At 39.1% G+C, this 14,839-nt stretch carries 17 protein-coding genes; 5 read left to right on the plus strand and 12 right to left on the minus strand.

Features of this window, described 5'->3' with window-relative positions; translation table 11 throughout:
• Positions 1 to 101: 101 nt before the first annotated feature.
• The 10 genes from I6F53_RS14045 to I6F53_RS14090 all read right to left on the minus strand — a co-directional run bounded on the left by I6F53_RS14045 (position 102) and on the right by I6F53_RS14090 (position 9,676).
• Complete coding sequence (locus I6F53_RS14045) at positions 102 to 1,133, minus strand: FAD:protein FMN transferase (protein WP_197239957.1); 1,032 nt, start codon at positions 1,131 to 1,133, stop codon at positions 102 to 104.
• Positions 1,134 to 1,241: 108 nt separating this feature from the next.
• Positions 1,242 to 2,471: an NADH:ubiquinone reductase (Na(+)-transporting) subunit F gene (gene nqrF, locus I6F53_RS14050; protein ID WP_166420124.1), complete on the minus strand. Its 1,230-nt coding sequence runs from the start codon at positions 2,469 to 2,471 to the stop codon at positions 1,242 to 1,244.
• A gap of 19 nt (positions 2,472 to 2,490) precedes the next feature.
• On the minus strand, positions 2,491 to 3,099 hold the full coding sequence (gene nqrE / locus I6F53_RS14055; RefSeq protein ID WP_002958896.1) for an NADH:ubiquinone reductase (Na(+)-transporting) subunit E: 609 nt from the start codon (positions 3,097 to 3,099) through the stop codon (positions 2,491 to 2,493).
• A gap of 10 nt (positions 3,100 to 3,109) precedes the next feature.
• Positions 3,110 to 3,742, minus strand: a complete 633-nt coding sequence (locus I6F53_RS14060) for an NADH:ubiquinone reductase (Na(+)-transporting) subunit D (protein WP_007584891.1) — start codon at positions 3,740 to 3,742, stop codon at positions 3,110 to 3,112.
• On the minus strand, positions 3,742 to 4,494 hold the full coding sequence (locus I6F53_RS14065; protein WP_165728484.1) for a Na(+)-translocating NADH-quinone reductase subunit C: 753 nt from the start codon (positions 4,492 to 4,494) through the stop codon (positions 3,742 to 3,744). Before I6F53_RS14065 ends, I6F53_RS14060 begins: the two co-directional genes overlap by 1 nt.
• Entirely contained in the window at positions 4,487 to 5,689 is a 1,203-nt protein-coding gene (locus I6F53_RS14070; protein ID WP_197239958.1) for an NADH:ubiquinone reductase (Na(+)-transporting) subunit B, read from the minus strand. The genes I6F53_RS14065 and I6F53_RS14070 overlap by 8 nt, the downstream gene beginning before the upstream one ends.
• 4 nt (positions 5,690 to 5,693) lie before the next feature.
• Positions 5,694 to 7,037 (minus strand): Na(+)-translocating NADH-quinone reductase subunit A, encoded by a 1,344-nt coding sequence (locus tag I6F53_RS14075; RefSeq protein ID WP_197181311.1) that lies wholly within the window; start codon positions 7,035 to 7,037, stop codon positions 5,694 to 5,696.
• Positions 7,038 to 7,400: 363 nt separating this feature from the next.
• A complete protein-coding gene (gene fabV / locus I6F53_RS14080) occupies positions 7,401 to 8,594 on the minus strand; it encodes an enoyl-ACP reductase FabV (RefSeq protein WP_197239959.1) in 1,194 nt (397 codons plus the stop codon).
• A 104-nt stretch (positions 8,595 to 8,698) separates the two neighbouring features.
• Entirely contained in the window at positions 8,699 to 9,010 is a 312-nt protein-coding gene (locus tag I6F53_RS14085) for a BolA family protein (RefSeq protein ID WP_165728481.1), read from the minus strand.
• Positions 9,011 to 9,064: 54 nt separating this feature from the next.
• Positions 9,065 to 9,676 carry an alpha-ketoglutarate-dependent dioxygenase AlkB family protein gene (locus I6F53_RS14090; RefSeq protein WP_197239960.1) on the minus strand — a complete coding sequence of 204 codons (612 nt, stop codon included), beginning with the start codon at positions 9,674 to 9,676 and terminating at the stop codon, positions 9,065 to 9,067.
• A 42-nt stretch (positions 9,677 to 9,718) separates the two neighbouring features.
• Here I6F53_RS14090 and I6F53_RS14095 point away from each other — a divergent pair, with 42 nt between their 5' ends.
• The 4 genes from I6F53_RS14095 to I6F53_RS14110 are packed head-to-tail and all read left to right on the plus strand — an operon-like array spanning position 9,719 to position 13,475.
• The gene (locus tag I6F53_RS14095) at positions 9,719 to 10,861 is read left to right on the plus strand and encodes a methyltransferase (RefSeq protein WP_197239961.1); all 1,143 of its coding nucleotides are present in this window, start codon (positions 9,719 to 9,721) and stop codon (positions 10,859 to 10,861) included.
• Positions 10,862 to 11,422 carry a YajG family lipoprotein gene (locus I6F53_RS14100; protein WP_166420132.1) on the plus strand — a complete coding sequence of 187 codons (561 nt, stop codon included), beginning with the start codon at positions 10,862 to 10,864 and terminating at the stop codon, positions 11,420 to 11,422.
• 2 nt (positions 11,423 to 11,424) lie between these two features.
• Entirely contained in the window at positions 11,425 to 12,045 is a 621-nt protein-coding gene (locus I6F53_RS14105; RefSeq protein ID WP_166420133.1) for a peptidylprolyl isomerase, read from the plus strand.
• A gap of 50 nt (positions 12,046 to 12,095) precedes the next feature.
• Positions 12,096 to 13,475, plus strand: coding sequence for an AmpG family muropeptide MFS transporter (locus I6F53_RS14110; protein WP_197239962.1), 1,380 nt, complete (start codon positions 12,096 to 12,098; stop codon positions 13,473 to 13,475).
• 70 nt (positions 13,476 to 13,545) lie between these two features.
• On the opposite strand, the gene I6F53_RS14115 is transcribed toward I6F53_RS14110, so the two are convergent.
• Positions 13,546 to 13,785 carry a helix-turn-helix domain-containing protein gene (locus I6F53_RS14115; protein WP_007584874.1) on the minus strand — a complete coding sequence of 80 codons (240 nt, stop codon included), beginning with the start codon at positions 13,783 to 13,785 and terminating at the stop codon, positions 13,546 to 13,548.
• Between the two features lie 452 nt (positions 13,786 to 14,237).
• Between I6F53_RS14115 and I6F53_RS14120 the strand changes: the two genes are divergently transcribed.
• Entirely contained in the window at positions 14,238 to 14,426 is a 189-nt protein-coding gene (locus tag I6F53_RS14120; protein WP_197239963.1) for a hypothetical protein, read from the plus strand.
• A 49-nt stretch (positions 14,427 to 14,475) separates the two neighbouring features.
• Here the strand turns inward: I6F53_RS14120 and erpA are convergent, their stop codons facing one another.
• The gene (gene erpA, locus I6F53_RS14125) at positions 14,476 to 14,814 is read right to left on the minus strand and encodes an iron-sulfur cluster insertion protein ErpA (RefSeq protein WP_002958911.1); all 339 of its coding nucleotides are present in this window, start codon (positions 14,812 to 14,814) and stop codon (positions 14,476 to 14,478) included.
• Positions 14,815 to 14,839 lie beyond the last annotated feature (25 nt).

The raw sequence follows: 14,839 nt of genomic DNA on the forward strand, positions 1-14,839 counted from the left end.
TGCTTAGCCCCTATTGATCAGCAATTAATTAAACTCAAACATTTTTGAGCAACTGCTATTATATACCCAAATAACGTGGAAATAAACAAGCCAGCACCATACTATAAATAAGGTTTAAATGCAGGGCTTGAATAAGTAACTAAACCCTCATTTGATTTACCTATTAAATACACCGGCAAATCATGCTGCTGTGCATATACCTGCGCTTTTTCCATACCCATCACAGTAAGAGCAGTCGCTAAACCATCTGCCGTCATAGCGCTTGGATGAAGCACGGTTACCGACACTAAGTCGTGCTTAATAGGCATACCGGTTGCAGGGTCAATTAAATGAGTATAGATCTCGCCATCCATTTTATAAAAAATACGGTAATCGCCCGAGGTTGCGATCCCGCTTGTACCTGGCGATAAAACACGGTGTACTTTACGTTCTCCAGGTTGTGCATCTGGTTGCTCTATCGCAATTTTCCAATCATGGCTATTTGGTTTTTCACCCGCTATACGTAGCTCACCACCAATCTCAACCATGTAGTTAGTAATACTGTGGCTTTCTAATAGCTGCGCTACTTTGTCGATACCGTAGCCTTTAGCCGTTGCTGAAAACGAAAGCTCTAGCCCATTAACTGTTTTAGCTAAACCCTGTTCATTTAAAATAAGCTTATCAATACCTATTTTTTCAACCATTTTAGTAAGCTCTTCATCGCTTGGGCGATTGGTTGGCTTTTTATCAGGACCAAAGCCCCATAAGTCAATTAAAGGTCCCATAGTTACATCAAGTGTTTTAGTTGATTCACCTAAGCGGATTGATTCGCTTATAACAGCCCTAAAATCGTCGCTAATTGGCATCACTTGATTTGCAGGTAATCTGTTAAATGTATTTATTTCAGAGTCTTCTATGTAAGTAGACATAGATTGATTTACATCTTTTAAAACAGCGTCTATTTGCAGTTGTAATTGTGAGGCCGATAACTGGGCTTGCTCATCATAATATTTAATATGATAAGTGGTTCCCATAGTCTTACCTTCTAAAAAGGTCTCTTTTGACTCTGGCTTTTCACCACACCCAGACAATAATAAAGTCAGCGTAATTAGTAAAAAGGCCATTATGCCTTGTGAAGTACTTACTCGATTCATAACAGCTCTACTTAATAGATTGAAAAATTAAAGAATAAAAAAAGCCTCGTAACACAAGTGCTACGAGGCTGGTATTTTAACCAAAACTAAACTGTTTTGGTATTAGTGTTAGCCACCGAAATCATCTAATAAGATATTTTCGTCTTCAACACCTAAATCTTTAAGCATAGTGATAACTGCCGCGTTCATCATTGGAGGACCACACATGTAGTACTCACAATCTTCTGGCGCTTCGTGATCTTTAAGATAGTTCTCAAATAACACGTTATGGATAAAGCCAGTGTAGCCTTCCCAGTTATCTTCAGGTTGTGGATCTGAAAGCGCTGTATGCCATACGAAGTTAGGATTTTCAGCCGCTAGGCCGTCAAAATCTTCTACGTAGAACATTTCACGTTCAGAACGTGCACCATACCAAAAGCTCATCTTACGTTTAGAGTGCAAACGTTTAAGTTGGTCAAAGATATGTGAACGCATTGGCGCCATACCAGCACCACCACCAACAAAGATCATTTCTGCATCTGTGTCTTTAGCAAAGAACTCACCAAATGGACCTGAAATAGTTACCTTGTCGCCTTTTGTAAGTGACCAAATGTACGAAGACATTTTACCACATGGCAAGCTTAGGTTTCTCGGAGGCGGAGCAGCAATACGCACGTTAAGCATAATGATGCCTTCTTCTTCTGGGTAGTTAGCCATTGAGTATGCACGAATAGTTTCTTCGTCTACTTTTGACTCCAGATCGAAGAAACCAAAATGATTCCAGTCGCCACGATATTCTTCAGGAACATCAAAATCTGCATATTTAACATGATGAGGTGGCGCTTCGATTTGGATGTAACCACCCGCACGGAAAGGCACTGACTCATCACCAGGGATTTGCAGTTTAAGTTCTTTAATGAACGTTGCTTTGTTATCGTTAGAGATAACTTCACAATCCCATTTTTTAACACCAAAAATTGACTCTTCAAGTTCAATTTCCATGTCGTTTTTAACATTTACCTGACACGCTAAACGACAGCCTTCACGGGCTTCACCTTTAGATATGTGATCAAGTTCAGTTGGCAGGATATCGCCGCCACCTTCTTTAATGTGAACACGACACTGACCACAAGAGCCACCGCCGCCACAAGCAGATGATACGAAAATACCTGACTCAGATAATGCACTTAAAAGCTTATTACCTGCTGATGTAGTAATGGCTTTGTCTTTATCGCCATTAATACCGATGATGATGTCACCGCTTGCAACTAACTGAGATTTAGCACCAATGATCACTAAAACTAGTAGTACAACGATAGCGATGAAAACACCAACGCCTAAGAAAATCTGATAATCCATGATTTATCCTCGCTACCCTTTACAGTGAAATACCAGAGAATGACATAAAGCCAAGTCCCATTAAACCAACAGTGATGAAGGTAATACCTAAACCACGTAAGCCGTCTGGCACGTCTGAATATTTCAGTTTCTCACGGATACCTGCAAGTAATGTAATTGCAAGTGCCCAACCAACACCAGCGCCAATACCATAGACAACAGACTCGCCGAAGTTATAGTTACGCTCAACCATGAATGATACCGCACCAAATATTGCACAGTTAACTGTGATAAGTGGTAAGAAGATACCTAACGCGTTGTATAGTGCAGGGAAAAACTTATCTAATGCCATTTCAAGAATTTGCACTAGTGCTGCAATAACACCAATGAAAGTTAAGAAACGTAAAAAGCTAAGATCTGCATCTGGGTAACCTAACCAAGTAAGTGAACCGGGTGCAAGTACCGCATGGTAAACCAAGTTGTTAACAGGTACAGAAATACCCAATACAACTATAACCGCTATACCTAGGCCAATTGATGTAGTTACTTTTTTAGATACTGCTAAAAAAGTACACATGCCTAAGAAGAATGACAACGCTAAGTTCTCAATAAAAACGGCTTTTACAAATAAACTAATATAATGTTCCACTATTTGCCCCTTACGCTTTAGCTTCTACTTGGTCTTTCTTATAAGTACGAAGTACCCATATGAATAAACCAATGATGAAGAATGCACTCGGTGGTAAGATCAATAGACCCATAGGCTGATACCAACCGCCATCTTGTACTAATGGGATAATATCAACACCGAATAGTGAACCCTTACCGAATAGCTCACGAATGAAACCAACAGTAAGTAGTACTACAGAATAGCCTAAGCCATTACCAATACCGTCAAGGAAAGACATAATTGGTGGCGACTTCATCGCATATGCTTCAGCACGACCCATTACGATACAGTTAGTAATGATTAGACCAACGAATACAGAAAGCTCTTTTGCCGTAGCGTAAGAGAATGCCTGTAATACTTGGTCAACAACGATTACCAATGATGCAATAATTGTCATTTGTACGATGATACGTACAGATGATGGGATCTGGTTACGAATAAGCGAGATAAAGAAGCTCGAAAATGCAGTTACTAATGTCAATGCGATTGACATGATTAACGCATTTTTTAAGCTAGACGTTACCGCTAGCGCAGAACAAATACCAAGTACTTGTAATGCGATTGGGTTGTTAGCTAAAACCGGACCAAATAGGACCGCCTTCATTTCTTTAGTATCAGCCATTATTTCAATGCTCCTTTACGTACTTTCGCAAGGAAAGGGCCAAAGCCATTTTCGCCAGTCCAAAAGTCAACTGCATGATCAACACCGTTAGACGTTAATGTAGCACCTGAAAGACCATCGATCTTATGCTCATCATTGCCCGCAGTACCTTTAACAATTTGAATTGGAAGTTCTTTACCTTCCCATGTAGCAGTCCACTGTGGATTTTGGATTTCGCCACCTAGACCAGGGGTTTCATTATGCTTGTAAAAGATAATGCTCTTAACAGTTTCAGCATCGCTTTCAAGCGAGATAAAACCATACATTAAGCCCCATAAGCCGTAGCCTTGGATAGGAAGAATGATTGCATCAACTGAGCCATCTTCTTTTTTAGAGATATACACCGGCGACTCTTTAGTCACACGTTGAATACCAGCAATATCTTTAACGCCTTTCTCTTTAAGAGAAACACTTAGCGCTGCATCATATTTGCTTTTTTCAAAGTCAAAGATTGTTGGGTCTGTATCTACAAACTCACCTGTAGTCATGTTTACAACGCGCGCTTCGATTTTTGCATCAAATGTTTCTAAAACATTTTCAACTTTATCGATACCCGCAGCAGCCAAGATATTACTTTGAATATCTTTTTCTTTATTAGCTTGCTGTAAAGGACGAAGCTGTACAGAAGCAAACGATACGATGATTGCACACACTAAACATAGTGCGACAACAACTGATAACGTTTTGCCGATTGATTCGTTATTACTAGACATTACGTGCCAACCTCCGCTTAATATTAGCCTGCACTACAAAGTGATCGAACAGTGGAGCGAATAAGTTAGCAAATAAGATCGCTAGCATCATACCTTCTGGGAAAGCAGGATTCACAACACGTATCATAACCACCATAAAGCCAATTAATAGACCATATGCTAATTTACCTTTGTCAGTAAATGCAGCTGATACAGGGTCAGTAGCCATAAAGAACATACCGAACGCAAAGCCACCAAGTACTAAATGCCAATACCAAGGCATTGCAAATACAGGGTTAGTTTCTGAGCCAACAGCATTTAATATAAACGCAGTTGCTACCATACCTAGGAATACACCTAGTACAATACGCCAAGAAGCGATACGAACGTAAATTAAGAACAAACCACCTACTAATAATGCAAGTGTAGATGTTTCACCTACAGAACCTTGAATGAAACCGTAAAACGCATTCCACCATAATTCCATGTTTGCAAAATCAAGTGTGCCAGCAAATGCTTGGCCTAGCATAGTTGCACCAGAGAACGAATCTACTGCTGTCCATACTGTGTCACCTGAGATTTGAGCTGGGTATGCAAAGAACAAAAATGCACGGCCGGCTAAAGCAGGGTTTAAGAAGTTACGGCCAGTACCACCAAAGATTTCTTTAGCGATTACTACACCAAACGTAATACCTAACGCAACTTGCCATAAAGGAATCGTTGCTGGCAAAATAAGTGCAAATAACACTGAAGTAACGAAGAAACCTTCGTTAATTTCATGCTTACGCACAGAAGCAAATATTACTTCCCAAAAGCCACCAACTGCAAATGTTACCGCGTAGATAGGTAGGAAGAAACATGCTCCATAGAACATCTTAGCGCCCCAGCCTGCATCAGCGGTTAATTGACCGCCTAACAGTTGAAACAAATCAACTTGCCATATATTAGCTAGTTCAAAACCATTACCAAGTGCAATTGCAGCTTGATCACCGATATTGAACATACCAAAAAACATAGCTGGGAACGTCGCCATCCACACTAAAATCATCATGCGTTTTAGGTCGATGTTATCGCGTACGTGTGTCGCGCCTTTATTTACGTAGCCTGGTGTATAAAAAATAGTTGCAGCTGCTTCATACAGAGCATAAAACTTTTCATATTTACCACCGGCTTCAAAATTCGGCTCGATATCTTCTAGATATTTTTTTAAACCCATCTCTCTAGCCTTCCTTCTCGATCGTAGTTAAGCAATCGCGTAGGATAGAACCATACTCGTATTTGCCAGGACAAACGAAGGTACATAACGCTAAATCTTCTTCATCAAGTTCAAGCGCACCTAATGAAATTGCACTGTCTAAATCACGCGCAATTAAGTCACGTAATAATAGAGTAGGCAAAATATCCAGCGGCATTACGCGCTCGTAGCTACCAATTGGTACCATGGCACGTTTTGAACCACCTGTTGACGTTGTCATTTTAAATAAACGACTCGGCGCAAGGTGAGAAAGGAATGTACGCGTTACAGAGAATTTATCACTACCTGGTGCAATCCAGCCAAACAATTCTTTTTCGCGACCTTCAAGTAAAACAGATACTTGAACGTGGTAACGACCTAAGAATGCATGAACACCGTTTGAAATAGAACCTGATAGAACAGAACCAGAAATAACGCGGTTATCTCCGTCTTCTAGCTCACCAGCCACTAAATCATCCAATGAAGCACCTAGTTGTGTTTTCACTAAACGTGGATTTTTAACGCGAGGACCTGCAAGCGAAATAACACGATTTGTGTAAATTTCACCAGTAAGGAATAAGTGACCATACGCGATAACGTCTTGGTAACCAATATGCCAAACTTGTTTGCTAACAGAAACTGCATCAAGATGATGGATATGAGTGCCAACGAGGCCAGCCGGATGCACACCACCAAACTCATGTACTTCTACTTGAGCTATAGATGAGCTAGGAACTTGGCTACCTGCTTTTTTACACACAAATACTTTGCCATCGGTCAAACGCGAAATAACAGCAAGACCCGCTTCAAATGCTTGCGCATTTTCGGCAATTATTACTGCAGGATCTGCAGCTAATGGGTTTGTGTCAGTTGCGGTCACAAAAATAGAACTAGGATTTGCATCCACAGCCGCTACTTTGCTAAATGGGCGAGCACGAAGTGCTGTCCATTGACCAGACTGGATAAGTACTTCTTTGGCTTTTTCACGCTCTAAGCTCGAAAGCTCGTCTGCTTTGAAAGAGTCAAAGGTGATTTGCTCACTGCCGTTAACTTCAATAACAACAGATTGCAGCACACGTTTAGCACCACGATTTATTTCTTTTACTGTGCCAGAAGCTGGAGCAGTAAATAGGACGCCTGGGTTCTTTTTATCTTCAAAAAGTACCTGGCCTTTTTTGACTTGGTCATCCACACGAACATGCATGGTTGGACGCATACCGATAAACTCTTCACCAAGCACAGCTACACGTTTGACAGCAGAACCGTCATGTATAACTTGCTGTGGTGAGCCCTCTAAGGGTAAATCCAGACCTTTTTTTATATTGATCATACGCACTTGCATTACATTAAAGGAAAGAAACTGAAAAATCGTATCAACCACGTCGCCATTTGAGTTATTCCAAGCTATATCAAGGTACAAAAGAGCAGCTTGCTAGATATATCAAACAAGCAACGTAGTAAAACTCATCACATATTGTCGAGATTTTAACATCATTTTAGATGACTATGCGAGTGTATTTATGAAAATTATACGACAGAAACGCTTATTTGGTTTTGTTAAGTGATTTTAATAAAAATCAAGTTAGACCAAAGTGGTAGCCTAAGCAATTATTGTTCCTGATTTCATCGTAAATTAAACAAATCGCATAATATAAAAAAAGCCGCTATAGCGGCTTTTAATAACTAAGTTCTGTTAGTCAATCATATTAGCAATTGGCTTAACTGAATCGATATCTTGCTCGTAGTCAACACCGTCTATACCAAAACCAAATAAGCGTAAAAACTCGTTATGGTAACCAACATAGTCTGTTAGCTCATCAATACTGCTTGTATCAACACTATCCCATACAGCTTGTACGCGTGCTTGCACATCGTCCTCTAGCTCTTTGTAGTTTTGGAATAAATGTCCGCCGTCGTCAAAGCGAGGCGATGCACCATACAGGTTTTCACTAAATAATGCGTGAATTTGCTCAATAGTGCCTTCGTATGTGCCATCTGCTTTCATAACTTTAAATAAAGCAGAAATATATAACGGCATTATAGGAATAGCAGAACTTGCTTGGGTTACTACTGCATTAAGTGATGAAACATACGCCTCACCCTTTAAATTTTTTGTTGATTCTTTAATAGCAGCCGTTGCACGGTCTAAGTCTTCTTTAGCCTTACCAATAGTCGCGTGTCCGTATATTGGCCATGTTAACTCTTTACCAATATAAGTGTACGCAGTCGTTTTAAAGTTATCGGCTAATACATCTGCTTCTTTTAATGCGTCAATCCACATTTCCCAATCTTCACCACCCATTACTTTAATGGTGTTGTCGATATCGTCTTGATTTGCAGCTTCAACCGTAATTTCATCAATTTCACGCTTTGATGTATTTAAATTTTTTGTTGTTACAGCATTTCCAATTGGTTTAAGTGTAGAAGAAAACACTTCACCAGTGTTTGGATCAGTACGACGAGGAGACGCTAAGCTGTAAATAATACAATCTACTTTGCCCAAATCAGCTTTAATAGTGTCGATTGCTTTTTGCTTGATTTCGTTAGAAAACGCATCGCCATTAATATTTTTAGACCAAAGGCCCGCTTCGTCTGCTGCATCTTGAAAAGCAGCGGTATTGTACCAACCAGCAGAACCTGTTTTACGCTCTGTACCTTCTTTTTCAAAGAAAATACCTAATGTTTTAGCACCACCACCAAACGCAGCAGTAATGCGCGATGCTAAGCCGTAGCCTGTTGATGCGCCAATAACTAATACATTTTTTGGTGTACTTTTTAATGCACCCTGTTGTTTTACATAGTTAATTTGTTCTTGAACATGCTCTGCACAACCAGCTGGGTGTGCGTTTGTGCAGATAAATCCACGAATTTTAGGCTTAATGACCATTGATCATCCTATATCTTTTACAATAAAAATTAGCGCTAGTTTAAAGGCTAATACTAAAAACACTGATCTGATCAGTTAAACACCGACCAAATTCCCTATTTATTTTAGTTAAGCTTTGAGCCGCCCATACAATTAGGAGAATCAGGCGCTTCACCGCCCTGCTCTGTATACTCGTCTGGTGTATATGTATGAATAGCGAGTGCATGAATATGATTTGCTAATTCATCTTTTAAAATTTCGTTAATTTCACGATGGCGTTGTAATAAGCGCTTACCCGCGAACTCTTCGCTAACCACTATAACTTTAAAATGCGACTCAGTACCGGCACTGTGCATATGACTTTCATTGATTACGTTTAAATGTTTACACGCAATGGCGCTGCTTATTTTTTCTTGGATCTGTTGCTGCATTGACATAAAAGACCATTTTAATTAGCTAATTTATAGGCTTACTATAACAAGTTAAATTAACTAACTAAATTGCTTTTGCTTAATGTGCTTAATAAATCGGTAAGTTAAACTTATTCGCGGGTGCGCAAGCGTTGTTTGCTTGGGTATTGCATGTTGATAATCTCGTTGACTATCTCCATTCATTATTAGGCAACTACCGCTTTGTAGCTTTAAGTCAGTCACTTTATTACTCGCTTTGTGCTTTAACTTTAAAACCCTATCAGCTCCTAGCGACACACACACAATTGTTGGTTTATCACCAAGCTCTATTTCATCATCACTGTGCCACCCCATCGTATCATTGCCGTCTCGGTAATAATTAACCAGTAGTGAGTTTAGAGGCTGATTTAAATGTGCTTCTAATCGCTTTCGCATATTAAGTAGCAACTCATCCCACGGTTCTACTATTTGCTTACTACTTGAATAGCCGTATTCAATATTTAAATCGCTCATGAAGCATTGTAGTCGTGGAATGGGCCCTGTTTTGCCATAAACGGTTACATCGGGCTGTTGCCAATGTAGGTTTTTCTGCAAATAATAAAACAGATCGAGGCTTTTTTGCGCACTAAGTGCCCTACTTTGATAAGAAAAGCTATTTGGTAACTGTTGGGGGTTGGCGTTTTGCCGTTGCATGTTAGAATTTACCTACATTAGATTACTGATCAACGAACCATTATGACGACGCAAGCCCAGCTAGGCGATAAAACCTTTACTCTTGAACGCTTTCCATTGGATCAAAAAAACCGCAGCTTACAAGCGTGGGATTCGGCAGATGAGTACCTTATCAATTATGTTAACGAACATCACCCTGATTGTCGCTCATTGCTTATTCTAAACGATAGCTTTGGTGCACTTGCTTGTTATTTTAATAAGTTAACGGTTTGTTCAGTTAATGATTCTTATATTAGCCACCAAGCTGCGGCTTATAACTTACAAGAAAACAAATTGCCTACTACAGATTTTACACAGGTAGATAGTTTGTCGGCATTACCTGAGGATGTAGATTTAGTACTTATTAAAATCCCTCGTAATGTGGGTTTTTTACAGTTCCAATTAAGTGAACTTAGTGAAGTACTTGCGCCTGGAACACCAGTAATTGCGGCAGGTAAAACAAAAGAAATTCATAATTCAACAATAAAATCATTTGAACAATTTATTGGTAAAACAACAACAAGCCTAGCAGTTAAAAAGTCTCGCCTTATTTTAAGCACAGCTAAAGGCGGATATAAAGCAGCAGACTTCCCTATAACGTGGGAGCTTGAAGGCACAGAGTTTAATATAACAAACCATGCAAATGTGTTTTCGCGTGATTCGTTAGATATTGGCGCACGCTTCTTTTTTAACTACTTACCAGAAACGCCAAAAGCTAAAAGTATTATTGATTTGGGCTGTGGTAACGGCGTTGTTGGATTAATGACACTTGCTCAGTGTCCTAATGCATCAATTACCTTTGTTGATGAGTCTTACATGGCAGTAGAATCGGCTCGGTTAAATGTAGAAATTAACCTAGGCGATAAGTTTGATAACTGTGAATTTATCGAAAATGACTGTTTAACGGGCTTTGAAAGAGACAGTGTAGATATGGTGCTTTGTAATCCTCCATTTCACCAAGCTCAAGCGGTTACCGATCACATTGCTTGGCAAATGTTTAAACAAGCAAAAGATACATTAAAAGAAGGCGGCGAACTGCGTATTATTGGTAATCGTCATTTAGATTATCATGATAAGTTAAATCGTATGTTCGGTAACTGTAAACTGCTAGGTTCAAACAAAAAGTTTGTCGTTTTAAGCGCAACTAAAAATAGTGGAATGCTATAAATGAAATTAACAAACATTATAATTGGGTGTTGTGTATTACTAATACTTGGTGGCTGCGCTAATCAGCCTAGCCAAGTAATACTCAATCCTGTTTATAAAAGCGGTCAGATAAGCACTATAAATAGTAGCTTAAGCACCAGTGTAATTGATTTACGGGGCGATACATCAACACTTAAACTTATTGAGTCAGACAAAACTAAAACCTTTGCAAGCCAAGGTCTTACTGAATCAGTTAAAAGTGTTTTAGACAGCGCCCTTAGCCGCAATGGTGCCAGCATTTCTAACTTAGCGACTGTGCGCTTTGAAGTAGATATTCATGCACTGCAAGCGGTAGTAACCGAAAAACTAGTGAGCCATACCAGCGAAGCTCATATAGAGCTTGGTGTAAGAGTTATTCGCGCTTCAAGCAACTTTAGTAAAGTGTATAGAGGCAGTGCTAATTTAGAAGGCCCATTTAGCCACGAGCGCGCTAAAATAGAAGGTCAGCTCAATAAGTTGACTGAGCAAATTATTACCCGCATTGTATCTGATCCTGAATTAATAGAATTTTTAGAAGGTTAACCATGAAACGACTTTTTTTAATCTGCTTAAGCTTATTTGTGAGTGTAAGTAGCTTTGCAGCCCAAGAAGGCCGCTTTGTTCAAAAAGATAATATTTTCCCGCGCGTCGAAATTGTAACGACTATGGGTAGTATTGTTGTTGAACTGGACCGTTCGAGAGCGCCTATTACGGTCAATAACTTTTTAACTTACGTGTCAGATAAAAGCTATCAAGGTAGTGTTTTTCATCGCATAGAACGTGATGTAGAAAATGACCGCGACTTTGTTATTCAAGGTGGTGGCTACGATAAAGATTACGACGGCCTACACGAAAACGATCCTATTTTTAATGAAAGCGGTAACGGTATGAAAAACGATATGTATAGCATTGCTATGGCGTATCAGGACCGTGAACCTCACTCTGGTACTCGTCAGTTCTTTTTTAATATGGATAACAACGATCACTTAAACCCAGGTAAAGATTGGGGTTTTGCCGTTTTTGGTAATGTGATGGAAGGCTACGAAACACTAGATAAAATTATGGCCGTAGAAACAGGCTTTAATGAAAAAATTGGTTACGATTTTGTACCTGTAAAACCAGTGGTTATTTTAAATATAAAAATGCTTGAGCAAGTCCCACTATAACTTTTTTAAGAGCAGCTTAGCTGCTCTGCATCAAAGCCAATGAAGGCCCTATGAGTAAATCTCTCTCTGTTAGCGAATATTTTTCTTATTTTAAAGACAAACGCTTAATCAATATTTTTATATTTGGTATGAGTAGCGGTTTTCCGTGGGTACTAATTGGCTCTGTAATGTCGGCTTGGTTAAAAGATGAAGGACTAAGTCGCAGTATGATTGGCCTATTCGGCATTGTATTTGGCGCTTACAGTATCAACTTTTTATGGTCGCCTTTAATCGATCGTACAAAACTCCCTATTTTATATAAATGGCTAGGTCAACGCCGCAGTTGGATACTATTTTGCCAAAGCTTTATTTTTATTGGCACCTTGTTACTAGCAGGGCTTGATTTAAAAGCTAATTTGGCACTTGTTGCTGCAATTTGTTTGTTAATCGCCATTGCTTCTGCCACGCAAGACATTGCAATTGACGCATTTAGAATAGACACCCTAAGCGAGAAAGAATCACACAAAGCAACCGCAGCGGCCGCGATGGCAACATCTGGTTGGTGGACAGGTTACGCACTTTTGGGCGCCATTCCATTTTACATGGCTGATATTCCGTCGCTCGACTGGCCACAAATTTATTACTTTTTAGCAGCCGTAATGCTGCTGCTAATGAGTGGAGCATTGTTTGCTAAAGAGCCTGAATCAAATCGCGAAGCCGTACATGCCGAACTTGAACGTGTATACCTTGAAAAGATCTCTTCAACAACGCAAACGCCGCTTACCAAAACGGTTGCCTGGCTTGCAGTAACCGTTATTGACCCCTTTAGAGCTTTTTTTACTAAAAACGGCGTTAAAACAGCCTTGGCATTACTTGCGTTTATTTTCTTATTTAAGATAGGCGAAGCGTTTTTAGGGCGTATGTCGATTGTGTTTTATAAAGAAATTGGTTTTAGTAATAGCGACATAGCAACATTCTCAAAGGTAGGTACAGCGGTACTTACAATCATATTTACCTTTGTTGGCAGTTTATTTAATCAAAAATATGGCATTGTTAGAGGTTTATTTATAAGTGGCATTGCGATGGCGGCCTCAAACTTAGCCTTTTCGTGGATTGCTTTAGTTGGCCCTGATTTAAGGCTATATGCCTTTGCTATTGTTATTGATGGGTTTACACAAGCATGGTCGTTAGTGGCTATGGTGGCCTTTATATCAATGCTATGCGACAGAGCATTTAGTGCAACACACTATGCATTACTAGCATCATTAGGGAATTTAGGACGAACGTTACTTTCAAGCTACAGCGGTGTAGTGATTGATGATTGGTTAATGGGGAATTGGTCGCTGTTCTTTATTTTAACAGCTTTAATGGTTATACCTTCGCTAGTGTTTTTATATCTAATTAGGCATAAATTATATGAGCTTGAGAGGAATTATCATCAAAATATTTAATGCATCCCTGCATTAACATATTGCTTAGCACTATCAAGTGCCCCTTAAAGTGTACTAAGCAATTTTTGAGTTAATCTACTTTTAGCAAGCTAAGTGCTTCATGTGGATCAACTTCAAGAGCTGTACAATAGCGAACAAACTCAATTACATCTAAACGGCGTTCTTGATTTTCAATCTTGCCGATAAACGAATGAGGCGTTCCAAGCACTTGTGCTAGGCTTCGCATTGTATGACCCTTTTCGTGGCGCTTACTTTTAAGCCACTTTGTTAGCTTTGCATTTTCTTCAGAAGAAACTGTTTTGCCCATCATTTTACATCTCCTACTAGATGATTTGACGTACCTATTAAAGCAGTAGTCTCTATCAATAGCTGTAGGCAAGTAAGCAGTCATACTTACATTCAATAGCAAGCTATTGCTTAACAAAGCATGTGTTGCTACTCACTCCACCAATATAGCTAAAAGTACTACGCTAATAATGTGGTAAAGATTTATTTTTATTGAGAATGAAATTTTGCCCGTCTCATTCTTGGATACATTATATACTATTAACACTTTGGTTAAATAACTAATTACATACTCGGTACAAATATGAACACGAGTGAATATTTATAAACGCTGAATATTCACCTAAGTACTCAAAAAGTATTAATAAATTAACTATTGGCTATAAAAAATTAAAATGAATTTTTATAACAATTTTGTTCCAATTTATCGTCACATGTTTATGATTAAGCAATAATTAGCACCAAAAAGGCCGAATAATGTTCAGACTTCTTTTTTTATTACCTATTGTATTGTGCTTAGGTTGGTACTTTTTTTTGCACAATAACGGCGTACCGATTAAACAAGGCAAAAAAGGATTTATATACATTTTAGCGTTTTCTGCATTTGTACTTGGCTTTTTTGTATTAATAATGCAAATAACCGAATATGCACCAAGCGATTTGTAGGCATTAAAAAAGCCGCAAAAGCGGCTTTATTCTAATTAGCTTTTAGCTGTTAAACGCTAAAGCTTGCACCACAACCACAGGTTGTTGTTGCATTAGGATTAGATACAAAAAAGCGTGCACCTTCTAATCCTTCAGTGTAGTCAACTTCACCGTCAACTAAATATTGAATGCTCATTGGATCGATAACTAGCGTTACACCATTTTTTACAATTTCTAAATCGCCAGGATTCGCTTTTTCATCAAAAGTAAAACCATATTGGAAACCCGAACAACCACCACCTGTTACGTAAACACGCAGTTTTAAATCTGGATTTTCTTCTTCGTCGATTAACTGTTTAACACGAACAGCAGCTGCATCGCTGAACTTAATTGGTAATTCTTCAGACATTCTAAAACCCTCAATATCGCAATGG

The organism is Pseudoalteromonas sp. SWN29 (assembly GCF_015864465.1).
In the GTDB taxonomy this organism is placed as follows: domain Bacteria; phylum Pseudomonadota; class Gammaproteobacteria; order Enterobacterales; family Alteromonadaceae; genus Pseudoalteromonas.